The organism is Streptomyces bluensis (assembly GCF_014650715.1).
Classification (GTDB): Bacteria; Actinomycetota; Actinomycetes; order Streptomycetales; family Streptomycetaceae; genus Streptomyces; species Streptomyces bluensis.
Genome location: NZ_BMVM01000018.1, coordinates 56,560 through 80,990, shown reverse-complemented (window position 1 = coordinate 80,990; position 24,431 = coordinate 56,560). Strand labels below are relative to the sequence as shown.

Genomic DNA, 24,431 nt, shown 5'->3' with positions numbered 1-24,431 from the left:
CGATGGCCCCGACGCCGGACACTCCGTCATGCCCGCGGGCGAGGGAGCATCCGTCATGCCCGGGGGCGACGGAGCGTCCGACGTGCCCGGGCACGACCCGATCGCCGAACTGATCGCCCGGCTCAGGGAGATCGGCCTCGACCCCGACGCCGAGGCGCTGTGCGACGCCCTGTGGCTCGCCCGCTGGACGCGGCCCGCGAACGGCGACGAGCAGACCGAGCCGCCCGCTCACCCGGGCGTGGGGCCCGTGTCGCCCCGTACGCCGACCCCCGGCCCCGTCACGGGCCCCGGTGAACCGGACACCCCGCCGCCTCCCGCGCCTGTGCGGCCCCAGCCGTACGACGGCGAGGGTGACCGGCGCGTGGCCCTGTACCCGGTGCCGCAGCACGGTGCGCCCCGCACCGGCGGGCCGGGCCGGGCGACGGCGCTGCCGGTGGGGGTACCGGCGGCCCCCGCCCTCCCCGCCCCACTCGAACTCCAGCGCGCACTAAGGCCGTTGCAGGGCTACCGGAGTGCCGCGCCGCCCCTGCGCAAAGTGCTCGACGAGACCGCCACGGCCGAGCTGAGCGCGCGGGCCGGAGGGCTGATCCTGCCGGTGCACCGGGCGGTGACCCGCGCCGACGCACGGCTGCAACTGGTCATGGACGCCTCGTCGTCGATGCGCGTGTGGGGCCGGATGTTCGCCGAACTGGAGCAGGTTTTCGGCCAGTTGGGGGCGTTCTGGGACATCCAGGTCAGTCATCTCCACCAGGGCCCGGACGGCGCGCCGGCCGTCAGTCGCAGCCCGGACGCGTACGCGGCGCCCCTGCACTCCACGGATCGGCTGAGCGACCCCACCGGACGCCGGATCACCCTCCTCGTCAGCGACTGCGCGGGCCCGCTCTGGCACAGCGGCCAGGCCCACCGGCTGCTGCACCAGCTGTCCCGGCAGGCCCCCGCCGCCGTACTCCAGCCGCTGCCGCAACGCATGTGGAACCGCACCCGGCTGCCCGTCACCTACGGCGAGCTGACCCGGGGCGAGGCGCTCGGCGGCGCCGCCGCACTGCGCGTGCGCACCGCCGCCGGACGGACTCCGGAGAACCGCAAGGGCGCGCTCCCCGTGCCCGTGCTGCCGCCCGAGCCGGTGGCGCTCGGCGCCTGGGCGCGGCTGCTGTCCGGGGCCGGCGCGGGCCCGGTGGCCGGTGCCGTCGGCTGGGTGCGCGCGGACCAGCCGCCCGCCCCGGCCGCGCGCCCCGGGCGCCGCCTCTCCCCGCTCGAACTGGTCAGCCGGTTCCGCGCCACCGCGTCCCCGGCCGCGGGCCGCCTCGCCGTCTATCTGGCGGCGGCTCCGCTCTGCCTGCCGGTGATGCAGCTCGTGCAGCGGACGATGCTGCCCGACTCGGGCCCGTCCGAACTCGCCGAGGTCCTGCTCAGCGGCCTGCTCACCCGCGCCAGGCAGGTGTACGGCACGGACGGCGCCCAGTGGTACGAGTTCGCGCCGGGCGTGCAGGAGTCGCTGCTGTCGCCGTTGGGCCGGGACGAGGCCATGCTGGTCCTCAAACACTGCTCGGAGTACATCGAACAGCGCTTCGGCAAGGGTGGGCCCAACTTCCCGGCCCTCGCCCTCGCCCAGCTCGGCGGCGGCGATGGCGGCGGCCACGGCGGCGATCGGAACGAGGCGGCACAGGCCGCCGGACGCCCGTACGCGCCCGGCACCGGCTACCCCGGCGGAACCGGCGGGACCGGCGAGAACGACGAGAACGGCGAGACCGGGTTCAACGGCGCGGCGAACCTGGTCCCCCAGCCCTTCGCGGAAGTGGCCGCACGGGTCCTGGAGCGGTTCATGCCGCTGCCCCGCCAACTGGCCCTGTACGGCAGCCGGGAGCGCACCGGACCGGCCGAGGAGCGGCCCACACACCAGGCGGTGCACCGGGCCCGCGACCTGCTCGCCCGCTTCGACCGCGAGAGCATGGTGCAGGACCTGATCGACGCGGTGCAGTTCCTGCGCGGCGCCACCGAGCATGAGCAGTCCACGGACCGGGACCCCGAACTGTGGGCCGAGTACGCCCACTGCCTGCTGCGGCTGTGGGAGGTGCAGGGCGGCGCCGACCTGCTGCGCGAGGCGGAGACGGCGGCCGAACGGGCCGTGGCGCACCCCGGCGCCGTACGCGAACGAGCCGTGCTGGCCCGGGTGCTGCGCTCGGCCGCCACCGACCGCAGGCGCCACGGTGACCGGCGGGGCGCGCTCGACCTGCTGCGGCGCGCCGACCGGGAGTACGCGGTGGCCTGCGCCGACCCTCATCTGGACGACGACAAGGAGGCGCTGCGGCTCACCCTGGAACGGGTCGGCGCCCTGGAGACCCAGTGGTCCCTCGGCGGGGACAGCGCGCTGCTCCAGGGCGCGGTCGGCATGCTGGAGGCGTTCGCCGACGCCTGGCCCGAGCGCAGCGAGCGCCCGCCCGAACTCCCGCTCGCCCACGGCCGGGTCCTGCTCCGCCTGTCCGGTGCCACGACCGACCCCGAGCAGGCCCGCGGGTACGCGGAACAGGGCGCCCAGTCGCTGCGCGCGGCGCTGGAGGCCGTCCCGGAGGACGGAACGGCCACCCCCGGGGCGTCGCGCGAACGCGTCCGTATCCTCCTCGACCTGGTCGACGCGCTCCTCAGGGCGGGCGGCGACCTGGACGACGCCGGGTCCCGCGTCGACGAGGCGCTCGCCGTCACCCGCGAACAGGGCCTGCGCGCCGCGCTCCTGGTGCGCGCCGGGCGCATCCACGTCGCCCGGTACGCCGACTCGGGCGACCCGCTCGAACTCCAGGACGCGGCCGCCCGTTTCGGCGAGGCCGCCCACCGCATGCCACGGGACGCCCCCGCCCACGCCGACGTGCTCGCAGAATGGGGCGAGGTGCTGCTGCGCCGGGCGCAGCTGGAGAGCGGCGCCCGCTCCCAGGAACACCTGTCCCGAGCGATCCGCGTCCTGCGCGACTGCCGTACGGAGACCCCGGCGGGCAGCGGCCGGCTGGCCCACCGCATCCTCCAGCTCGGCCGCGCCTTGATGCTCCGGTACCGGGGCCGGGGCGACCGTGTGGACCTGCGCGAGGCCGAGTACCTCTTCGGGCTCGCGGCGGCCGACGCGGACGACGCCCTTCTGGCGGCCCACTGCTGGCTCGAACTGGGCCAGGCCCAGTTCGAGGCGTACCAGAGCCTGGACCGCCCGGCCCGCCTCGACGAGGCGGTGGACGCGTTCCGCAGCGCCGCGGAGTCGGCCCGTGAGGCGGAGGAGGGGGCCGAGACCGAGCGGCGGCGCCAGGAAGCCGTGGAGCTGGGTGCGCAGGCGTACCACTGGCGGGGTATGTCCTACGAGGCGGCCGCCCGCCCACGCGCGGCCAGGGAGGCCTATCGGTCCGCCCGCGCGGAGTGGGCGCGGCTGCCGGACGACATGGTGAGCACCAGCGAGCCGACGGCACGGCAGACGGCACAGCGGCTGGCGGAGCTGGAGTGACGGGGGAGAGGGAAGAGGGGCTGAGGATGGACGTACGGGACGAGCCCGCGCGCGAGCCGGAGAACCAGCTGTCCGCCGGGGCCATGGGCTCGGGCCGGCCGCAGCCTCCGCTCCCGGACCTGCTGGAGCTGGACCTGGCGGAGCTGAGGACGATCCAGCATCCGGTGCTGCGTGAGGTGCTGGAGGATCTGCGGGAGCGGGCGGCGCGGCCGAGCGAGATGCTGTGGGGGTTCAACAACGCCTTCTGAGGGCGGCAGGGACCGAGGCGCGCAGCTCACAAGGGGTGAGTTCAGGTCGAAATATCCGCGCAACCGGCGGTGGGGAGCCGACTGGCGTTTGTCGGTTCTCCGTCAGGGAATAGGCCCGGGCACGGGTAGGGGGCCGTGGCGCGCAGGTGCGGGCCGTACAGCATGGGGGTGCCGGAGTGTCTGCACAGGTCGCTCCCCACCCGACATCCCAGAACCCCGTCCCGTTGGCCCAGAACCCCACCCCCTTCCGGCAGTTCATCGTCAAGATGCACGGCCGCTGCAACCTCGCCTGCCGCTACTGCTACCTCTACGAGGGCCCCGACCACTCCTGGCGCGCCCGCCCCGCGGCCGCACCGCCGGCCGTCCTGGACCGCACGGCGACCCGTATCGCCGAGCACGCGCGGGCCCACTCCCTGAGGGCGCTGTCGCTCGTGCTGCACGGCGGCGAACCCCTGCTGGCGGGCGCGGACACACTCGCCCGCTTCACCGCTCTCGTACGCGAACGGGTCCCGCCCGACTGCGCGGTGCACGCCACCGTCCAGACCAATGCCACCCTCCTCACCGAGGAGCGGCTGGCGGTCCTGGCCCGCCACGAAATCCGCGTCGGCATCAGCCTCGACGGCGGCCTGCCCACCCACAACGCACGGCGCGTCGACCACGCCGGGCGCCCGTCCTGGCCGGCGGCCGTGCGCGGGGCACGCCTGCTCGCGGACCGCTTCCCGTCGTCGTACGCCGGAATCCTCACGGTCGTGGACCCGACCCTGGACCCGCTCGACACCTACGACTCGCTCCTCGCCCTGCGCCCACCCGCCCTGGACCTCCTGCTGCCCCACGGCAACTGGTCGGCCCCGCCACCCCACCTGGCGGACGCCGCCCACGGAGCGTGGCTGTGCACCGTCTTCGACCGCTGGTGGCGGGCCGGGCGGCGGGAGACCCGGGTACGGCTCTTCGAGGAGTGCGTGGCGCTGCTGCTGGGCCTTCCGGCGGCCACGGAGTCACTGGGCCTCGCGCCCTTCGACGCGCTCGTCGTGGAGACGGACGGCTCCATCGAGCAGGTCGACTCCCTGAAGTCCTGCTACGAGGGGGCGGCGGAGACGGGCCTGGACGTCTTCCGTCACGGCTTCGACGCGGCGCTCCACCACCCGGGCGTGGCGGCGCGCCAGGCGGGCGTGTCCGCGCTGGCGGAGGAGTGCCGGTCGTGCCCGCTGCTCTCCGTCTGCGGCGGCGGGCACTACGCCCACCGCTACCGGGCCGGACACGGCTTCGCCAACCCCTCGGTCTACTGCGCGGACCTCCAGCGCTTCATCCGCCACGTGGCGCGGCGACTGGCCGAGGACACGGCCCCGGCGGCCGTGGCCCCCGGCTCGTCACCCGCGCTGACGTCCGCACCGTCGTCCGCACCGTCGTCCGCCTCGTGCGAAGGGGGCACCCCGTGATACTCCCGCCGGTCCCGGACCGTGCCCTCCTCGAACTCGGCCGCACCGAGGGCGGCCCCGACACTCTCGCCCTTCTGGTCCGCGACCAGGACACACGGCGCCTGCTGATGCTGCGGGCGGTACTGGACGCGGTGGAGGGGGCCGATCCGGCGGTCTGCTCCGCGGGGGCGCGGAGGCGGGTGCGGGAGGACTGGGGGCTGCTGGAGGAGGCGGACGGGGTCCGCACGGCCCCTCCTGCCGGAACGGCCGACGCAATGCCGTCCGCGGAGCCGCTGTCACCCGCCCGCGCACTGCTCCTGTCCCCGTTGGCCGGCCCTTGGGCCCGGCGCTGTCTGCGCGCCCTGGACCCGGGGTCCGGCGGGTGTACGGAGCAACGGATACGCGACCTCAGACACGACCTGTCCCACTTCAGCGCCCTGGCGGCCGTGGCCGCCGCCCGTGCGGGAATCTCCTTCACGGTACGGCTCACCGCCTGGGACGGGGTGCTCACGCTGCCCTCGCTGGGGGCGCTGAGCACGGCCGGGAGCGGGGATGCCGAAGTCGAGGCGGTGCACCGGCAGGGTCGCTTGACGCTGCGCCGGCGGGAGGCCGACGACGTCACCGTGCACCTGGAGAGCGGCTTCGGTGCCTGGTCCTCCGCTCCCACGTGGTCACCCGCGCACGCTCTCCCCGGCCTGCTGCCCGCTTCCGCGCCGATGCCGCTGGACGACCTCGACCCGTACCGCACCGTCCGCGGCGCCCCCCGGTACCACGGCCTGAGCGGCCCCGTCACCCTCGACGACGCCGAGCGCAAGCGGTGGCTCCAGGCATGGTCGGGGACAGCGGCCGCGCTGCGGCTCGGCGGGGAGCACCGGGTCGCGGAGGCCACGGCTCTGCTGCGTTGCCTGGTCCCGCTGGCGACGCCGCCCGGGGCGGGCGCGGACGAGCACGGCAGCGGCAGTTGCAGCGGGACCCGGCGTGAGGCGTTCGGGGCGTTGCTGAGCAGTACACCGCCCACGTCGGCGGTGTTCGCGGCGACGCTGGTCCACGAATTGCAGCACACCAAGCTGTCGGCGCTCAGTGAGGCAGTGACGCTCCACCAGGCCGACGCACGCGCACGGTACTTCGCGCCATGGCGGCCCGACCCACGGCCGTACGACGGGTTGCTGCAGGGTGCCTACTCCCACTTGGCACTCGCGGACTTCTTCCAGCGCTGTGCGCTCGTCACCACACACCCGGCCCAGCGGGAGTCCGCGTGGGCGCAGCACGCGCGCTGTCGCGAGCAGGTGGGGGCGGTGCTGCCGGTCCTGGTCGGTTCGCCCGACCTCACCGCGCGGGGGCGCCGGTTCGTTGATCAGATGGTCACCGTGTACGAGCGGATGGCGGAGCAACCCCCGCCCCGGGGCCATGTCGCGCGGGCGCGGGCCTATGTGGAGGCCACCCGAGCCCTGTGGACGCAGCGTCATGCTCCCGCTCGTCCATGATGCTCTCCCCGCCTCCGTGATCGAGTGTGACCACATCAGATCGTTTAAGCGATAGTGCGATTGGAGTAGATCGAAATCGACTGAATGAGTTCAAGTGAGAGGGCGGTCCTGGTGGTCGGCGGTGCCGTACGCGAAGATCGTCGCCCCGGGAGGCGATCCGAAGTGCCGCCTTGGCTGCCGTCAGCGGCTGTCCCGTCGCGGCGTCGCAGTTCTAGAATCAGGGATTTACGAACGGGGAGGCCGCCTGCATGTCTGAAGCTCGCACGCCTGTCAGGCCAACCGGGAGGGCGGCCGCGAAGCAGACCGTCACCATCAGCTTCGCAGGGTTCAACCGAGCTTGGGCGGTCTGGATCGGAGACCGGCTGGAGCGGCGCGGTCTGCGCGTCGTGTACCTGCGGTACGACTCCCCGGCGGAGATTCCCCTGGTGGACCTGCTGCGTGATCTGAAACTCGCCGAGGGCCGGATCCTCATCGTCGTCAGCGAGCGGTACTTCCAGCTGGGTCCCCGTACCCATGAGGAGTGGAACGCGGCCCTGCGCGAGGTCGTGGCCCCCGACCCCTCGCGCTTCGCGGCCGTCTCGGTCACCACGGCCCCGGTCCCCACGGCCACCGCGGTGCTGGCACCGACGGACCTGACCAACATGGGCGCCGACGAGGCCGAGCGGCGCCTGCTGGACCGGCTCGACCTGCCGGGCGATCCGCTGCCGGACTCCGCGGACGGTGAGCGGCACGGGCCGCGCTTCCCCGCGGCCATGCCCGAGGTGTGGGGCGGCGTGCCACGCCGCAACACCCGCTTCACGGGCCGCGAGAGGCTGCTCAACGACGTCTACCACCTGTTGCAGGGCGCCGAACGGGGCGCCGGCGTGGCGGCGCTGCACGGCATGTCGGGCGTGGGCAAGACACAGGTCGCCGCAGAGTACGTGTACCGGTTCGGATCCGAGTACGACGTCGTGTGGTGGGTCAACGCCGAGAGCCGTGTCACCTACCGGCGCTTCCTCGCCGAACTCGCCCCGAGACTGGACCTGTCCACGGGTCCGGAGTACGGCGAGCGACTGCGGGCCGTACGCGACTCGCTGCGCCGGGGCGATCCGTACGCGCGCTGGCTGCTGATCCTGGACGGCGCCGACGAACCGGAGCAGATCTGGGACCTGGTGCCCACGGGACCCGGGCATGTACTGATCACCACCCGCAATCCGGAGTGGAGTGAGCACAACAGCCAACTCCTGGAGGTGCCGGTGTACGACCGGGACGAGTCGGTGGCGTTCATCCGGCGCCGAGCGCCGCGGCTGACGGAGACGGAGGCCGACCAGCTGGCCGAGGCGCTGGAGGACCTGCCGCTCCTGCTGGACCAGACGGCGGGCTGGCTCAACGACTCCGACCTGTCCGTCGAGGAGTACCTCCAGCTGCTGGACGGCGGCATCGACCAGGACGTGGTCAAGGTCTCCGCGGACTTCCCGCTCGCGTTCCAGACGGCCTGGTCGATACTGCTGAACAAGCTCCGCGAGACCGTCCCGGAATCCGTCGCCCTGCTCAGGCTGTGCACCTTCTTCGCCCCGGGCTCCGTCCCCGTCCGACTCCTGAAGGAGATGCCGCCCGACGAGGTGCCCGAGCAGATCGCCGGGCTGCTCAACGACCCGCTGCTGTGGAACAAGGCCATCAACCAGCTGCGCCAGTACTCCGTGGTCCGCCTGGAGTCCCACGAGGTGGCCACCGACGAGGTCGCGTCCTCCGGGGAATCCCTGTACCTGCACCGGATGGTCCACCAGATCGTGCGCAAGGACATGCCGGACGAGGACCGGCGCGAGTTCATCGACGTGGTGCGGCGGGCGCTCGCGGCGGCGGATCCCGGACGGCCCACCGACACCCGCCTGTGGGACCGGTACGCGGAGATCGTCCCGCACCTGGAGTACGCGGACGCCTTGCAGAGCAAGGACCCGGGCGTGCAGCGACTGGTCCTCAACTGCCTGCGGTACATGTGGTTCACCGGCGAGTACACGTCGGGCATCAGGCTCGGCGAGCGTGCTCTGGCGGCCTGGCGGTCCCTGCTCGGCGAGACCGATCCCCGGATCTGGGAGCTGACCTACCACTACGCCAACTCACTGCGCTCGGCGGGTGACTTCCAGAGCACGGAGACCATCGACCGGGCTGCCGCGGAACACCTGCGGGACGAGCGCGGCGAGCGGGACCTGGACTACCTGCGCACGGCCAGCGGTCTCGCCGCGGACCTGCGCGGCCTCGGCCGCTACGAGGAGGCGCTGGAGCTGTCCCAGCGGGTGTACGACACCTACCGGGACCTGCTCGGCGAACAGGACTCGCGGACACTCAACGCGCTGAACAACCTGGGGCACTCGGTGCGGTTGCTCGGCCGTTACGCGGAGACTCTGGACATCGACCGTCGCACGATGGAAGCGCGTCGGTCGCTGCTGAGGGGCCGGCATCCATGGACCCTCTGGTCAGAGACCTCCTATGCGATCGATCTGCGCCTGTTGGGTCGCTACGCCGAGGCGGAGTCGGTGCAGGGGAAGAGCGTGCGGGAGCACCGCCTCGTGATGGGTGTCGACAATCCGCAGACCCTGCGTGCCGAGCACAATCTCGCGCTGTGCCAGTACCGCGGCGGTGATCGGGACAAAGCGGGGGCGCTGTTCTCCCGCGTGCTGGAGCGTGGCGAGCGTGTGATGGGCGAAACACACCCGTCGACGCTGGCGTTCGCCGTCAGCCAGAGCTGTTTCGCACGCGAGCACGGCGACATCGACCAGGCGCGTGAGGCCAGTGAATCCATCGTCGCCCGCTACGAAGTGATGCTCGCCGAAGACCACCCGTTTGTCGCCGGAATCCGCGCCAACCACGCCCTGGTCCTACGGAGCGTGGGCGAGCGGGAGCAAGGGCACGTAGTGATCGAGCAGGCGCTGGCCGACATGACAGCGGCCCTCGGCGAGAACCACCCCTGGAGCCTCGGCTGCGCCATCAACGCCGCCGCCCTGCGCAACCTCGTCGGCGATCCCGAGTCGGCGGCAGTGCTCAGCAGGGACACGGTCACCAGGGCCACCGAGTCACTCGGGCGCACCCACCCCCTGACCCTGTCCGCCCGTGTCGCCCTCGCCGCAGACCTCCGTGGACTGAGGGAGCGTCAGCAGGCGGAGAAGGTCGAACAGGAGGCGTTGTCCGACCTCGCCGAGACGTTGGGCAAGCAGCACGTCCACACCATCTCGGCTCGCGCCCGCAACCGGCCCTACTGGGACTTCGAACCCCAGGCGACCTGACGGGCCGGGTGCCTGGGGGCGCATAACTCCCTGCGTAACTGGGAATGACCCAGACCTCGCAACTTGCCTGAAACACAAGGGAGTTGGCTCAGGGGGGCGTGTGTGGTGATCTTGGTTGGGCCTGTCCCGGCGGGAGCGGACGGGCCCATTCCCATCGAAGTCGAGACCGACCTCCGCCCGGCCGCCGCGGACGGCCTCGACCTCGTCTACGGCGACGAGGACACCCGGGACGGAGCCGCGCAGCGCGTCGTGCGGGTCGCCCGCGACGCCTACACCGACGGGCTGGACCTGGCCCGCCGGTGCGCGGCACAGGCGGTGCGGCGGTTCGCGGAACTCAATGAGGGCGTCCGGCCCGACGAGATCGAGATGCAGCTCTCCATCAAGGTCGACGCCGGCGTGGCGGCCCTGGTCAAGAGCGGGGCGGAAGCGCAGCTCCAGATCACGTTCCGCTGGCAGACGGCCACCACGCGGGGCGAGCCGGCCGAGTCCGCGGAGGGAGCCGCCTCGTGAACCGGACAACGGGGGACGTGCGCATCCTGCCCTACAGCCGAGTCGTGGAGCAGGACGAACTGAAACTGGCGCTGGAGCTCAACCACGTGGTCCCCCGCATCGGCGGGGTGCTGATGGCAGGGGCACGGGGGACCGCCAAGTCCACTCTCGTGCGGGCCTTCGCGCTCATGGCCCACGCCGAGCTGCCCGTCACCCTCCCCATCAACGCCACCGACGACCGGGTCCTCGGCGGCTGGGAACTCGACGCGCTGATCCGCGGTGAGGCCCGACCGCAGCCCGGGCTCCTTCAGGAGGCGGACGAGAAGGGACTGCTCTACATCGACGAGGTCAACCTCCTGGACGACCACCTCGTCAACATCATCCTCGACGTCGTCTCGACCGGCGTACTGTCCGTGCAGCGGGAGGGCCTCGCCACCGCCCAGCACCTCTCCTTCGGGCTCGTCGGCACCATGAACCCCGAAGAGGGCGGACTGCGGCCGCAGTTGCTCGACCGGTTCGGGCTGATGGTCACCACGGCACAGCTGGACGTCGGAGCCCGTCACCGTATGATCCGCACGGTTCTGGACTTCGAGGAGGAACTCGGCAGGGAACACTCCGACTGGCTGGCCGCAGCCGACCGCGACGACGCGGCGAACCGCAGCCGACTGGACACCGCCCGCAGACGGGTGCCGCAGACCCAGGTCCCCGACGGGATCGTCCGGTTGTGCGCCGAGGCGGCCGAGCGGGTGGACGCCGTCGGACAGCGCGGCGAGATCGTCGCCACCCTGGCGGCTCGGGCACTGGCCGCTCTTGAGGGGGCGGAACAGGTTCAGCCCGAGCACCTGCTGCGGGTGCTGCCCATGGCCCTGCGGCACCGTCGACCGGAGACGGCCCACGGCGGCATGTTCGACTGGGGGCCGGACGACGAGGCCCGGGTCAAGGACCTCTTCGACACGGTATGAGTGGCACAGTGCCCACCGACCCGGAGAGCGGCTCCCGTACGTCCGCCGTGGGTGCCGTACCCGAGGAGCCGGACGACCTCGCGACGCGACTGGTCCGCGCCCTGGTCTGCGCGGCCGTCGATCCCGCCCTGGGCGGCGTCCTGCTCTTCGACCTGGAACCCCGGCTGATCGATCCGGTGGCGCGTCTGTTCGCCGGCATCCTGACCGGCGCGGGGCAGCCGGCCGACCACCCGCTCGTGCTGGGAGCCACCAGCCGCGACGAGGACCTGTGGACCCGCCCCCGCCTCCGGCAGGGGCCGGACGGCATGGCGTTCCGGATCGAGCCCGGCCCGCTCATCCGGGCCGACGGCCGCCCCGGAGCGCCGCCCCTGGCCGTTGTGCCGGACCTGACCCGGCTGAGCGTTGCCGGGATGCGCGCGGCCGTCCAACTGGTGGGCGCCGACCTCGTCGTGGTCGAGCACACCGGGCTGAGCCATGCCGCCCGGCCGCGGACACGCTGGCTGGCCGCCTGCCGCTCGTCCGACGCGGGCAGGCTCAGCCCGCACCTGCTGGACCGGTTCGCCGTACGGCTGTCGGCCGCCGGTCTGCGCCTGCCGCCGGACGGCCGGCTGCTCGGCGCGCTGCCACCCGCCTGGCTCACGGCCGCCACCCAGGGCGTCCCCGTCGCGACCGTCACCGACGACGCCCTGGAGCGCGTGCGGGAACTTCTCGGCCGCGACACGAGCGCCCCGGGCATCCGCAGGGAACTCGCACTGGCACGGCTCGCCCGCACCCTCGCCGCGCTGGACGGCGAGAGGACGGCCACGGCCCGCCACTGCGACGCGGCGGCCCGGCTCATCGGCCTGGCCGTGGCCGAGCCGGCGCAGCCCGCCGAGACAGCCGTCGGCCCGGCGACCGCACTGCCGTCGCCGCCGCGCCGCGGCCCGCTCCAGGGCGACGCCCACAGGGACCGAGGCGGCCGCGCGGGCGGCGACCCGCAGCCCCGCCGTGAACCGGGCGAGCGGTTGCTGGAGACCGAGCCCGCGGAGGGAATCGGGACCTCCCCCGGCGGAGCCCCCGAAACCCTCGCCGGCCCGTTCCCCGAGGACGAGGCGGACGTACTGCGCGACTTCGCGCCCCTGCGCAGCCCCTGGCAGCACACGGCGGGCCCCGCCGCGGCACGTGGCGTCGTGATCGGCACCCGGCGGGCACGCGACCTCCGCGACCTCGCCTACGTGCGCACCGTACGAGAGGCGGCCGTGCACCAACGCCTCCGCCGCACCGAGCGGTTCACGATCTCGCCCGTCGATCTGCACAGTCATGTCCGGGCCAGTGCCCCCGAGCGCCTCCTCGTGCTGGTCCTGGACCACACGTGCCGGGGCGGCGACTGGGACTGGCAGGACGCCCTCACCCCGTTCCTGCAGTGGGCGTACACCGGCCGGGCCGCGACGCAGGTGGTCGAGGTCGGTGTCGCGGAGCCGGCGGACGAGCTGCGGGCGGAGTCGTTCGCCGCTCGCAGTGTCCTCGACCCGCGTGTTCTCGCCGCGCTGTACCGCCCGGCGGGGCGCGCCACCCCCCTCGCCCACGGCATCGAACAAGCGGCACAGGCCTTGCGCCGTGCCTTCCGGCAGCAGGGGAACGCCTTGGCGGAGGCGTGGCTGGTCGTCGTCACCGACGGCCGCGGCAACGTACCCCTGCGCGTCAGCCACACCGGCCGTGTGAGCGGCCCGGTGGCCGCGGAGGGCGTCGAGGACGCGTTCAAGGCAGCCGCCCGCATCAGCGCCATGGACCGGACGCGGCTGCATGTCACCGTCGTCGACGCGGCCCGGGAGCCGTACGGGGACCTGCCGTTCGCGCTCGCCGACCGGCTCGGCGGCTCCGTGGTCGAGGGGCGCGCCGCGCGCGGCCGGGGACCGAACGGGGAAGGAGGAACCGTTGAGCGGTGAGCCGCAGCGCGGCGCCCGCTGGCTGACGGGGGCCGGCACCATGATGCGCCGCGCGACGGTGCCCGGACTGAAGGCCGCGATCCGCCGGGAACCCGCCTCCGTACGGCACCTGCGCCCCGCGCACGGACGGCCCTTCGGACTGGGCGGATCGGCTGCCCTGCCCTACGCACGCCTGGACGAGGGAGTCGCCGTGCTCCGGGTCGTCCGGGCCGGCGGGCACGGCAGCCAGGACGCCTATCGGCTGTACGGCTGGTGCGGCGAGCTCACCGTGACCTGTTCGGCCGGACCGACCCGGCTCGCCGCACCCGCCGTCAGTCTGGGAAACGCCAGCGGTGAGGGGGAGTACCCGTCCGAGATCCTCCGCGGCACTCGTCTCTGGTCCGTCAACCAGGCCGAACTCGCCGACTGGATCAACAGGATCCGCGCCCGGCACGGCAGCGCACTGCGTCTCATCGTGTGGGACGACACCGGATTCGAGCTCCCCTGGGAACTCTTCTGGGTACCCCCGGACCATCAAAGCGGCCTGGAAGGCGGCCTGTTGGGCGCCCTCATCGTCACGACCCGCTGGACGACCGTGCACGACATCGGCCAGGACCTGCCGCGCGAGACCGGGGACTGCCGGGGCCGGATCCTCGGCTACCTCCACAAGGACATGGCCGACGACAGCCGGGTGTTCGCACCGTACGCGCACCAACTGCACCTGGAGATGACGCCCTTCCTCCAGGCGCTGGACAACCCGGCCGACCGCACCGGCCTGGTCTACATGGGCTGCCACGGCACCTACGGCGACACCGTCCCCCGCCTTTCGCTGGGCGACCGCACCTGGGCCGAGTTCAACGGAGAGACCATGCACGGCCTGCGCACGGACCGGGCCCTGGTCTGCCTCAACGCCTGTCACTCGGGCCGTTTCGTCGACAACAGAGCGCAGGGGGAGCACGTGCTGCGGGGCTTCGCCGAACTCTTCCTGCGCAAGGGCGCGGGCGGCTGCATCGTCACCGCCGGGAAGGTCGGGGACCAGGAGGCCCGCGCACTGGTACGGCGCCTCGTCGGCGAGGTCGCAGCCCATCCGGAGCGCCCCGTCACCGAGACCCTGCGGGCCTTCCGCGCCCGCGCGGTCGAGGAGTTCGGCTCCCTGGCGGTCATCCCGACCACGCGCAACGATGACGGGCAGGTCGACCGGGTCGGCCAGAAACGGGTCCTGCGGCTCCTGTACGCCTTCATGTTCCACTATTACGGACATCCGCTCACCACCCTGCGCCTCGCCGCGGGCGACGAGCGGAGCGACGGAGGAGGGGGTGGGTGGTGAGCGGTGACGAGCACCCCCTAGTGGACGAGCACCCCCTTGTGATCGAACCCGTCGTCGCCTGGCCGCGACAGGCCGAGACGGAGTGCGACTACCTCGTCACCGTCGACCTGCGGGGCCCGCTTCCGGCCCAGGACGGCACCCTGGCACCCTGGCCCTACCCGGACGAGGAGTTCACCTTCACCGTCGCACTCGACGGCTCCCCCTTCTTCGTCTGTACGGCCCTCGACGAACCGAGCGTCGTCCTCCACCGCTTCGGCGGAACGTACGGGGCGGCGCGCTTTCGCGTGTCGACCGGGAGGGAGACAGGGGACGCCTCCCTCTGGCTGACGGTCAGCAACCAGTGGGGCGTGCCCGTCCGCAAGGCGGAGCTCCGGTCGGAGATCCGGCACCTGGAGCCGGGACGGACACCGGCGGCGAAGCTGGCGGAGGTCGTGCGGGAGCGGGCGTCCGCGTCGGCGGTGCCGCCCCCATCACGGGTGCCGGAGCGCCCCGCAGGCGTACCGAGGCCCTGGGAGCGGCCTGCGGACCGCGCCCCGGGCACCCGGCGGACCGGCAGCCCGGAACCGGCGGCGGACAGCCTTCCGGTCCGGACCGGAAGACAGACCGTCACGATCAGCTTCGCCGGATTCAACCGGGCCTGGGCGGCATGGATCGCGGGCCGGCTGGAGCAGCACGGCCACCGGGTCGTGTACCAGCGATGGAACCCGCTGCCCGGTGCCCGTCTGGACGAGTCGCTGCGCGATCTCCTGCTGGCGCCGGGCCCGGTCCTGCTCGTCATCAGCGACTCGTACCTCCAGCTGGGACCGCGGACGCGCGACGAGTGGGACAGCGCGCTGCGCGAGGTCGTCGCCCCCCACCAGGACCGCTTCGCCGCCGTTTCCGTCACGACGTCCACCCCGCCCACCACGATGGCGGTCCTCGCCCCGGCCGACCTGACCGGCGTGGACGCCACAGAGGCCGAGCGCCTTCTCCTGGCCCGGCTCGGCCTGCCCGCCACCCCCGTGGAGGAGTCCGAGGAGCGCATGCGGAGCGCCTCGCGGTTCCCGAGCGACGCGCCTCGCGTGTGGGGCGGAATACCACGGCGGAACTCCCGCTTCACGGGCCGAGAGCACCTCCTCAGCACTGTCTACGAACAATTGCTGGACGCAGGCGTGGTCACCCTGTACGGCATGCCGGGTGTGGGCAAGACGCAGCTCGCGGCCGAATACGCGCACCGGTTCGGGTCCGAGTACGACGTGGTGTGGTGGGTCAACGCCGGCAAACGGACGACGTTCCGGCAGGGCCTGGCCGAACTCGCCCCGCGGCTGGAGCTGTCCACGGGCGCCGAGTACGGAGAACGGCTGCGCGCGGTACGGGACTCGCTGCGTCACGGCACACCGTATGCGCGCTGGCTGCTGATCCTGGACGGCGCCGACGAACCGGACCAGATCGCCGACCTCCTGCCCACGGGGCCGGGCCACCTCCTGATCACCTCGCGCAACTCCGCACGGGCCGCGCACACCAGCATGCTGCTGGAGGTGCCGGTCTACGACCGCCACGAGTCGGTGGCGCTCATCCGGCGCCGCGCACCGCGGCTGACGGAGGCGGAGGCGGACCGCCTGGCGGAGGTGCTGGAGGACCTGCCGCTGCTGCTGGACCAGATGGCGGGCTGGCTCAACGATTCCGGCACCTCCGTCAACGAGTACCTGGAACTCCTGCGCGGGGACCAGAGCTCCGTCACGGTGCCGTCCGAATTCCCGCTCGCGTTCCGCACCGCCTGGTCGGTCCTGCTCAACAAGCTGCGCGAGAGCTCCCCGGAATCCGTCGCCCTGCTGAGGCTGTGCACCTTCTTCGCGCCCGGCTTCGTCCCCGTGCACATCCTCAGGGAGACCACCGCCGAAGAGCTGCCGGAGCCCGTGGCCCGGCTGCTGAACGACCCGCAGGTGTGGCACAGGGCGATCGACCAACTGCGCCAGTACTCCGTGGTCCGTCCGGAGCCCGGCGGGGACAACGCGTCGGGGGGATACGTCTACCTGCACCGCATGGTGCACCAGATCGTCCGCAACGACATGTCCGACGAGGACCGCCAGGAGTTCGCGGGCATGGTCCGCCGGGCGCTGATCGCCGCCGACCCCGGACGCCCCGCCGACACGGACGCGTGGCCCCACTACGCCGAGATCGTCCCGCACCTGGAGTACGCGGACACCCTGCGCGACACCGATCCGGCCGTCCACGCGCTGGTCCTCCACTGCCTGCGCTTCCTCTATCTCTCCGGCGAGTACGGCGCCGGCGTACGCCTGGCCGAACAGGTGCTGCCCGCATGGCAGGACCGTCCGGGCAGACCTGACGACCTGCTGTGGGAACTCGGCCACCACTACGCGAACCTGCTCCGGGCGTGCGGCGAGTACCGACACAGCGAGGCCGTGAGCCGTGCGGCTGTCGAGCAGTACCGTGCCGCGGGCGGGAGCCGCAGTACCGGGTATCTGCGTGCCGTCGGCGGCCTCGCGGCGGATCTGCGGGCGCTGGCCCGCTACGACGAGGCCCTGTCCCTGTCCAGGGAGGCCTACGACGGCTATCGGCAACAGCTGGGAGAGGCGAGCCCTCGCTCCCTGGCGGCGCGCAACAACCTGGGCGTGTCGCTGCGGCTGCTCGGCCGCTACCAGGACGCCTTGGAGGTCGACCGGCGGACGCTCGACGACCGGCGGCGTTTCCTGGGGGCCGGCGACGTGTGGACCCTGTACTCGGAGATCTTCCGCGCCACCGACCTCCGCCTCCTGGGCCGCTACGCCGAAGCGGCCTCCCTCCAGGAACGCAGTGTGCGCGAGCACCGCAAGGTGGTGGGCGCCCACCATCCGCAGACGCTGCGCGCCGAACACAATCTCGCCCTGTGCCTCTACCGCTCGGGCAGCCGTGACAGGGCCGCCCCCCTCTTCGGCCGCGCCCTGGAACGCTGCGAGCGCGTTCTCGGCGAGACGGACCCGCTCACGCTGATACTCGCCGCGAGCAGGAGCTGCTTCGCCCGGGCGTACGGCGACATCGACGAGGCACGCGAGCTCAGTGAGTCCGTCATCACGCGCTACGAACAGTTGCTCGGGCCGACGCACCCCTACACCGCCGGGGCCCGTACCAACCACGCCCTCATCCTGCGCGGCGTCGGCGAGCGACAGCAGGCGTACGCCCTCGCGGAGCAGTCCCTCACCGACATGTCCCGAGCGGTCGGTCCGGACCACCCCTGGACCCTCGGCTGCGCCATCAACGCCTCGGCCCTGCGCGACCTCGTCGGCGACCCCGAGTCCGCCGTCGCCCTCAGCCGGGACACGGCGGCCCGTGCCACCGTGTCGGTCGGCGCCACCCATCCGCTGACCCTGTCCGCCCGCGTCGCCCTGGCCGCCGACCTGCGTGTGCTGAGGGAACGCCGAGAGGCGGACGCGGTGGAGGCGGAGGCCGTGCAGGCTCTTGCCATGACCCTGGGGCCACGGCACTTCCACACCGTCTCGGCCCGTTCCCGCGCCCGGCCCTCCTGGGACTTCGAACCACAGACGACGTGAGAGAGCCCCCGTCGACTCCGAACGCGGTGGGAAACGCCGAAGGGCCCGGCCCCGGAAACGCTCCGGGACCGGGCCCTCTCGTCAGGCAGGGCCGCTCAGCGGCTCACGCCTCGAACACCTCGCGCACCAGCTGCTCCTGCTCGGCCTGGTGGCGCTTGGCGGAGCCCACCGCCGGGGACGAGCTGTGCGGGCGGGAGATACGGCGCAGGCGCTCGCCGTGCGGGACGTCCGCGCCGACCGCCAGGTCCAGGTGGTCGATCAGGTTCAGGGCGATGAACGGCCAGGCGCCCTGGTTGGCCGGCTCCTCCTGGGCCCACAGGTACTTCTCGGCGTTCGGGTACTTGGCGATCTCCGCCTGGACCTCGGCACCGGGGAGCGGGTACAGCCGCTCAAGGCGGATGATCGCGGTGTCCGTGACGCCGCGCTTCTTCCGCTCGGCGTCGAGGTCGTAGAAGACCTTGCCCGCGGTGAAGACGACCTTCTTGACCGCCGCCGGGTCCACCGAGCTGTCGCCGATGACCGGGCGGAACTGGCCGGAGGTGAACTCGTCCGCCTTCGACGCCGCCGCCTTCAGACGCAGCATCGACTTCGGGGTGAAGACGACGAGCGGCTTGTGGTGCGGGTTGTGCACCTGCCAGCGCAGGAGGTGGAAGTAGTTCGACGGCATCGTCGGCATGGCGACCGTCATGTTGTTCTGGGCGCAGAGCTGGAGGAACCGCTCCGGGCGGGCCGAGGAGTGGTCCGGGCCCTGGCCCTCGTAGCCGTGGGGGAGCAGCAGGGTGACGCCGGACGTCTGGCCCCACTTCTGCTCCGCCGACGAGATGAACTCGTCCACGACTGTCTGGGCGCCGTTGACGAAGTCGCCGAACTGGGCCTCCCACATGACCAGGGACTCCGGCCGGGCGAGGGAGTAGCCGTACTCGAAGCCCATCGCCGCGTACTCGGACAGGAGCGAGTCGTAGACGTTGTAGCGGGCCTGGTCGTCCGACAGGTACAGCAGCGGGGTGAAGTCCTCGCCCGTCTCGCGGTCGATCAGGACGGCGTGGCGCTGGCCGAACGTGCCACGGCGGGAGTCCTGGCCCGAGAGGCGCACCGGGGTGCCCTCCAGGAGCAGGGAGCCGATCGCCAGCGTCTCGCCCATGCCCCAGTCGATCGCGTCGTCCTCGATCATCGCCGCCCGGCGCTGGAGCTGCGGCAGCAGACGCGGGTGGACGGTGATGTGGTCGGGGATGTTGACCTGGGACTCGGCGATGCGCTTGACGACCTCGGCGGAGACGGCCGTGTTCACCGCGACCGGGAAGCCGTCCTGCGGGTCGTGGGACTCCGTCGACACCGCCTGCGAGGTGGCCTCGCGGACCTCCGTGAAGACCTTCTCCAGCTGGCCCTGGTAGTCCTGGAGGGCCTGCTCGGCCTCTTCCAGGGTGATGTCGCCGCGACCGATCAGGGACTCGGTGTAGAGCTTGCGCACCGAGCGCTTCTTGTCGATCAGGTCGTACATCAGCGGCTGGGTGAAGGCCGGGTTGTCCGACTCGTTGTGACCGCGGCGGCGGTAGCAGATGAGGTCGATCACCACGTCCTTGTTGAACGCCTGGCGGAACTCGAAGGCCAGCCGGGCGACGCGGACGACGGCCTCCGGGTCGTCGCCGTTCACGTGGAAGATCGGGGCCTCGATCATGCGGGCCACGTCGGTGGCGTACATGGACGAGCGCGAGGACTCCGGGGCGGCGGTGAAGCCGACCTGGTTGTTGATGACGACGTGGACCGTGCCGCCGGTGCGGTAGCCGCGCAGCTGCGACATGTTCAGGGTCTCGGCCACCACGCCCTGGCCCGCGAAGGCCGCGTCGCCGTGCAGGGCCACCGGCAGGACGGTGAAGTCCGTGCCGCCCTTGCCGATGATGTCCTGCTTGGCGCGTGCGACGCCCTCCAGGACCGGGTCCACGGCTTCCAGGTGCGAGGGGTTGGCGGTGAGCGAGACCTTGATCTGCTCGCCGTCCAGGCCGGTGAAGGTGCCCTCGGCGCCCAGGTGGTACTTCACGTCGCCGGAGCCGTGCATCGACTTCGGGTCGAGGTTGCCCTCGAACTCGCGGAAGATCTGCGCGTACGACTTGCCGACGATGTTGGCGAGGACGTTCAGGCGGCCGCGGTGGGCCATGCCGATGACGACCTCGTCCAGGCGGGACTCGGCGGCCGAGTCCAGTACGGCGTCGAGCAGCGGGATGACGGACTCGCCGCCCTCCAGCGAGAAGCGCTTCTGGCCGACGTACTTCGTCTGGAGGAAGGTCTCGAAGGCTTCCGCGGCGTTCAGGCGGCGCAGGATGCGCAGCTGCTCCTCGCGCTCCGGCTTGGAGTGCGGGCGCTCGATGCGGTCCTGGATCCACTTGCGCTGCTTCGGGTCCTGGATGTGCATGAACTCGATGCCGGTGGTGCGGCAGTACGAGTCGCGCAGCACACCGAGGATGTCGCGCAGCTTCATCAGGGACTTGCCCGAGAAGCCGCCGACCGCGAACTCGCGCTCCAGGTCCCAGAGGGTGAGCCCGTGCTCGGTGATGTCCAGGTCGGGGTGCTTGCGCTGGCGGTACTCCAGCGGGTCGGTGTCGGCCATGACATGGCCGCGGACCCGGTAGGAGTGGATCAGCTCGAAGACGCGGGCGGCCTTGGTGACGTCGTCGTCGTGCGAGGCGTCGATGTCCTTGAGCCAGCGGACCGGCTCGTAGGGGATGCGCAGCGCCTCGAAGATGTCGTCGTAGAAGCCGCTCTCGCCGAGGAGCAGGTTCGCGACGGCGCGCAGGAACTCGCCGGAGGCCGCGCCCTGGATCACCCGGTGGTCATACGTCGACGTGAGCGTCATGACCTTGGAGATGCCGAGCTTGTTGAGGGTGTCCTGGCTGGTCCCCTGGAACTCCGCCGGGTAGTCCATGGAGCCGACGCCCATGATCACCGACTGGCCGGGCATCAGACGCGGCACGGAGTGGACGGTGCCGAGGCCGCCGGGGTTGGTCAGCGAGACGGTGACACCCGTGAAGTCGTCCATCGTCAGCTTGTTGTCGCGGGCGCGACGGACGATGTCCTCGTAGGCCTGCCAGAACTCGAAGAAGTTCAGCGTCTCGGCCTTCTTGATCGCCGCGACGACGAGCTGGCGGTCGCCGTTCGGCTTGACCAGGTCGATGGCGAGGCCCAGGTTGACGTGCGCCGGCTTGATCAGTGTCGGCTTGCCGTCCTTCTCGCCGAACGACCAGTTCATCGACGGCATGGCCTTGATGGCCTGCACCATCGCGTACCCGATGAGGTGCGTGAAGGAGATCTTCCCGCCCCGGGCGCGCTTGAGGTGGTTGTTGATGACGATGCGGTTGTCGAACAGCAACTTCACCGGGACCGCGCGCACGGACGTGGCCGTGGGCAGCTCCAGGGAGGCGTTCATGTTCTTCGCGACGGCGGCGGACGGGCCGCGCAGCGTCACCAGCTCGGGGCCCTCGGCGGGCGCGGCGGCGGGCTCGGCCTTCTTCGCAGGCTTCGCGGGGGCGGCAGCGGCGGGCTTGGGAGCGGCCGGGGCGGCGGCGGGCTTCGGCGCCGCGGGCGCCGACGCGGCCGGTGCGGGCGCGGCGGCGGGGGCCGGAGCCGCGGGCGTGGCCGGGGCGGCGGGAGCGGCCGGAGCCTCAGGGGTGGTGGTACCCGCCGGAGCCGGGGCGGCGGCCGCCCCTGGCTTGTAGTCGGCGAAGAAGTCCCACCAGGCGCGGTCTACCGAATTCGGGTCCTGGAGGTACTGCTGATAGATCTCGTCGACGAGCCACTCGTTGGCCCCGAAGGCCGCGGCGGGGTTCTCGCCCGCCCGGTCGGCGTCGGTCGAGATGCTGGAGTTACTGGGGGACTGTGGCGACACGGCGGCAACCGCCCTCTTCCGCTTCACAAGGTGATGGACAGCGGGAATAAAGGCTACGCCTCCGTGGCCGGGAAGGTCAGGCCGGGCTGGTCCATCGTCGTGTAAGTCACATCGGAAAGCGTGTTTCGGGGCTGGAAATGGCGGGAAACAAGCGTGGTTCCGGTGTGGAGTGCATGCCGCGGCGGGGGCCTGCGGCGGTGTGCGCGCGGCCCTGTGCCGGACGGCGGCCTGATCACACGTGTCCGCCAGCGCGGACACACACGGATCTTGTGGCCCCACGTCGAACTTTACGTCAACTTGGGGAAGATGGAAGTCCCGGACGGGTGACTCGGTTCCAGCCGGGTGCCTCCGGCGGTTGGGGGTGCGTCTCGTCTGCCGGGTTCTCTGTGTGGGCGGCTGCGGGTTTCGTTGTGGCTGGTCGCGCCCACGCGGCGGAGCCGCATATTGAACACAGCCCCGCGCCCCTTAAGGGCCTGAGGCGCACCCGGCGCCGTCGAGCTACTGGGCCGTGCGCTGGCCGGGGAGGCCCGGGAGGGCTACCTGGATGCGGCAGCCGCGCTGGGACTCGGCCACGCCGATGCGGCCGCCGTGGAGGTCGACGGCCCAGCGGGCGATGGCGAGGCCCAGACCGGTGCCGCCGTCGCTGCCGGGGCCGTGGGGGGAGCTGACGGCGCCCCGGTTGAAGCGTTCGAAGACACGGTGCCGCTCGGATTCGGGGATGCCCGGCCCCTCGTCCAGGACCTCCAGGTCCAGGGACTCGGGCGTGCTGCCGCGCCGCGCCTTCACTGTCACGCGGCCGTGCGGCGGGCTGTGCTTGACCGCGTTGTCGATCAGGTTGGCGACGACCTGGTGGATGCGCTCGGGGTCGGCGTGGGCCGTGAGCTCCGGAGGATGCACGTCCAGGTGCAGGTGGACGTCCTTGCGCGTGTGCTTTCCGGAGTCCGAGGCGATGCCGCCGCGTGCGGAGGCGACCATGTTGGCCTCCTTGAGGACACCCGACAGGTACGGCCACACCTCGAAGCGGCGCGTGCGGAGGGGGACGACACCGTTGTCCAGACGGGAGAGATCCAGGAGGGTCTCGACCAGGCGGCCGAGGCGTTCCGTCTGCTTCAGGGCCGTACGCATCGTTTCGGTGTCGGCGGCGGAGACGCCGTCCACCACGTTCTCCAGGACCGCGCGCAGGCCCGCGATGGGCGTGCGCAGCTCGTGCGAGACGTTCGCCACGAGCTCCTTGCGCTGGCGGTCCTGGGCCTCCAGCTCGTCGGCCATGAGGTTGATCGTGTGGGCCAGGTCACCCAGCTCGTCCCGGCGGCCGTCGTTCACCCGGCGCGTGTAGTCGCCGAGCGAGATGTGCCGTGCCACCGCGTTCATCTCGTCCAGCGGTGAGGTGAGGGAGTGCGCCACGAACTGGGTGATGAGAAGCGTGGCGATCATCGAGAACACCGTGATGAACCGGATCTCGGTCTTGGTGTGCACCGCGATCATCGACAGACCCGTGGTGATCAGGACCGAGACGACGACGAGCGTCCCCAGCTTCGTCTTGATCGAGAACGGGCGAACCCTGCCCCAGGGCTCCTCATCATCCTTGCGTGACTCACCGAGACCGCTCATACCGCCATCAGCCCCCTATGCGACCACCGGATCACCGGATCACCGGCTCAGGGTGTCGGGGTCTCCAGCGCGTACCCCACACCGTGCACGGTGCGGATCCGCTCCGCCCCGATCTTCCGCCGCAGCGCCTTGATGTGGCTGTCCACGGTCCGCGTCCCGGACGCGTCCGCCCAGTCCCACACCTCGGCGAGCAGCTGCTCGCGCGAGAGTACGGCACGCGGGGTGTTCGCGAGGCACACCAGCAGATCGAACTCGGTCGGCGTGAGGTGCACATCCTCGCTGCGCACCCGCACCCGCCGCTGCGCGTGGTCGATCTCCAGTTCGCCGAGGCGCAGGATGCCCGAGCGCGGGGTCGAGGCGGCCAGCGCGGCGCGCTCCACCCGGCGCAGCAGGACGTGCACGCGCGCGGCCAGCTCCCGCATGGAGAACGGCTTCGTCATGTAGTCGTCGGCGCCCACGCCGAGCCCGACCAGCATGTCCGTCTCGTCGTCGCGCGCGGTGAGCATCAGCACCGGGACCGGCCGCTGCGCCTGCACCCGGCGGCACACCTCCAGGCCGTCGAAGCCCGGCAGCATGATGTCGAGGATCAGCAGGTCGGGCTGCCACGCCTCGGCCGTGTCGACGGCGGCCGGACCGTCGCTCGCGGTCTGCACGAGGAACCCCTCGGCGCGCAGTCGGGTCGCGATGGCGTCGACGATCGTCGGGTCGTCCTCGACCACCAGCACCCGGCGCTGCGCGCCCGGGGTCGCCGCCGTGCCGTTGTGGGAGGTGTGTGTCTGCTCCATCGCCCGCCCCTGTGTTGCTTTCCGGAATCAGTGGGGTGATCCCTTGATTGCGCATGACTGCGGT

At 72.2% G+C, this 24,431-nt stretch carries 13 protein-coding genes; 10 read left to right on the top strand and 3 right to left on the bottom strand.

Annotated features, from left to right (window positions below; all coding sequences use genetic code 11):
* Window positions 1–55 precede the first annotated feature (55 nt).
* From IE262_RS32245 to fxsT (IE262_RS32200), 10 genes are all read left to right on the top strand, one after another.
* On the top strand, window positions 56–3,478 hold the full coding sequence (locus tag IE262_RS32245; RefSeq protein ID WP_229877693.1) for an SAV_2336 N-terminal domain-related protein: 3,423 nt from the start codon (window positions 56–58) through the stop codon (window positions 3,476–3,478).
* Complete coding sequence (fxsA, locus tag IE262_RS32240; protein WP_229877691.1) at window positions 3,475–3,726, top strand: FxSxx-COOH cyclophane-containing RiPP peptide; 252 nt, start codon at window positions 3,475–3,477, stop codon at window positions 3,724–3,726. The genes IE262_RS32245 and fxsA overlap by 4 nt, the downstream gene beginning before the upstream one ends.
* Window positions 3,727–3,992: 266 nt before the next feature.
* Window positions 3,993–5,162, top strand: a complete 1,170-nt coding sequence (locus tag IE262_RS32235; RefSeq protein WP_189878786.1) for an FxsB family cyclophane-forming radical SAM/SPASM peptide maturase — start codon at window positions 3,993–3,995, stop codon at window positions 5,160–5,162.
* A complete protein-coding gene (locus IE262_RS32230; protein ID WP_189878788.1) occupies window positions 5,162–6,625 on the top strand; it encodes an aKG-HExxH-type peptide beta-hydroxylase in 1,464 nt (487 codons plus the stop codon). Before IE262_RS32235 ends, IE262_RS32230 begins: the two co-directional genes overlap by 1 nt.
* Window positions 6,626–6,873: 248 nt before the next feature.
* Window positions 6,874–9,885: an FxSxx-COOH system tetratricopeptide repeat protein gene (gene fxsT, locus IE262_RS32225; RefSeq protein WP_189878691.1), complete on the top strand. Its 3,012-nt coding sequence runs from the start codon at window positions 6,874–6,876 to the stop codon at window positions 9,883–9,885.
* 102 nt (window positions 9,886–9,987) lie between these two features.
* Entirely contained in the window at window positions 9,988–10,395 is a 408-nt protein-coding gene (locus IE262_RS32220) for a CU044_2847 family protein (RefSeq protein WP_229877689.1), read from the top strand.
* Complete coding sequence (locus IE262_RS32215) at window positions 10,392–11,336, top strand: AAA family ATPase (RefSeq protein WP_229877687.1); 945 nt, start codon at window positions 10,392–10,394, stop codon at window positions 11,334–11,336. The genes IE262_RS32220 and IE262_RS32215 overlap by 4 nt, the downstream gene beginning before the upstream one ends.
* Window positions 11,333–13,261 carry a magnesium chelatase gene (locus IE262_RS32210; protein ID WP_189878689.1) on the top strand — a complete coding sequence of 643 codons (1,929 nt, stop codon included), beginning with the start codon at window positions 11,333–11,335 and terminating at the stop codon, window positions 13,259–13,261. The genes IE262_RS32215 and IE262_RS32210 overlap by 4 nt, the downstream gene beginning before the upstream one ends.
* Window positions 13,251–14,567 carry a CHAT domain-containing protein gene (locus IE262_RS32205; RefSeq protein ID WP_229877685.1) on the top strand — a complete coding sequence of 439 codons (1,317 nt, stop codon included), beginning with the start codon at window positions 13,251–13,253 and terminating at the stop codon, window positions 14,565–14,567. The genes IE262_RS32210 and IE262_RS32205 overlap by 11 nt, the downstream gene beginning before the upstream one ends.
* On the top strand, window positions 14,564–18,094 hold the full coding sequence (gene fxsT, locus IE262_RS32200) for an FxSxx-COOH system tetratricopeptide repeat protein (protein WP_373305197.1): 3,531 nt from the start codon (window positions 14,564–14,566) through the stop codon (window positions 18,092–18,094). The genes IE262_RS32205 and fxsT (IE262_RS32200) overlap by 4 nt, the downstream gene beginning before the upstream one ends.
* Window positions 18,095–18,197: 103 nt before the next feature.
* Here the strand turns inward: fxsT (IE262_RS32200) and IE262_RS32195 are convergent, their stop codons facing one another.
* The 3 genes from IE262_RS32195 to IE262_RS32185 form a co-directional block, all read right to left on the bottom strand.
* Window positions 18,198–21,971 (bottom strand): multifunctional oxoglutarate decarboxylase/oxoglutarate dehydrogenase thiamine pyrophosphate-binding subunit/dihydrolipoyllysine-residue succinyltransferase subunit, encoded by a 3,774-nt coding sequence (locus IE262_RS32195; protein WP_189878687.1) that lies wholly within the window; start codon window positions 21,969–21,971, stop codon window positions 18,198–18,200.
* Window positions 21,972–22,469: 498 nt separating this feature from the next.
* The gene (locus tag IE262_RS32190) at window positions 22,470–23,582 is read right to left on the bottom strand and encodes a HAMP domain-containing sensor histidine kinase (protein WP_189878685.1); all 1,113 of its coding nucleotides are present in this window, start codon (window positions 23,580–23,582) and stop codon (window positions 22,470–22,472) included.
* A 47-nt stretch (window positions 23,583–23,629) separates the two neighbouring features.
* Window positions 23,630–24,367 (bottom strand): response regulator transcription factor, encoded by a 738-nt coding sequence (locus IE262_RS32185; protein ID WP_134029673.1) that lies wholly within the window; start codon window positions 24,365–24,367, stop codon window positions 23,630–23,632.
* Window positions 24,368–24,431 lie beyond the last annotated feature (64 nt).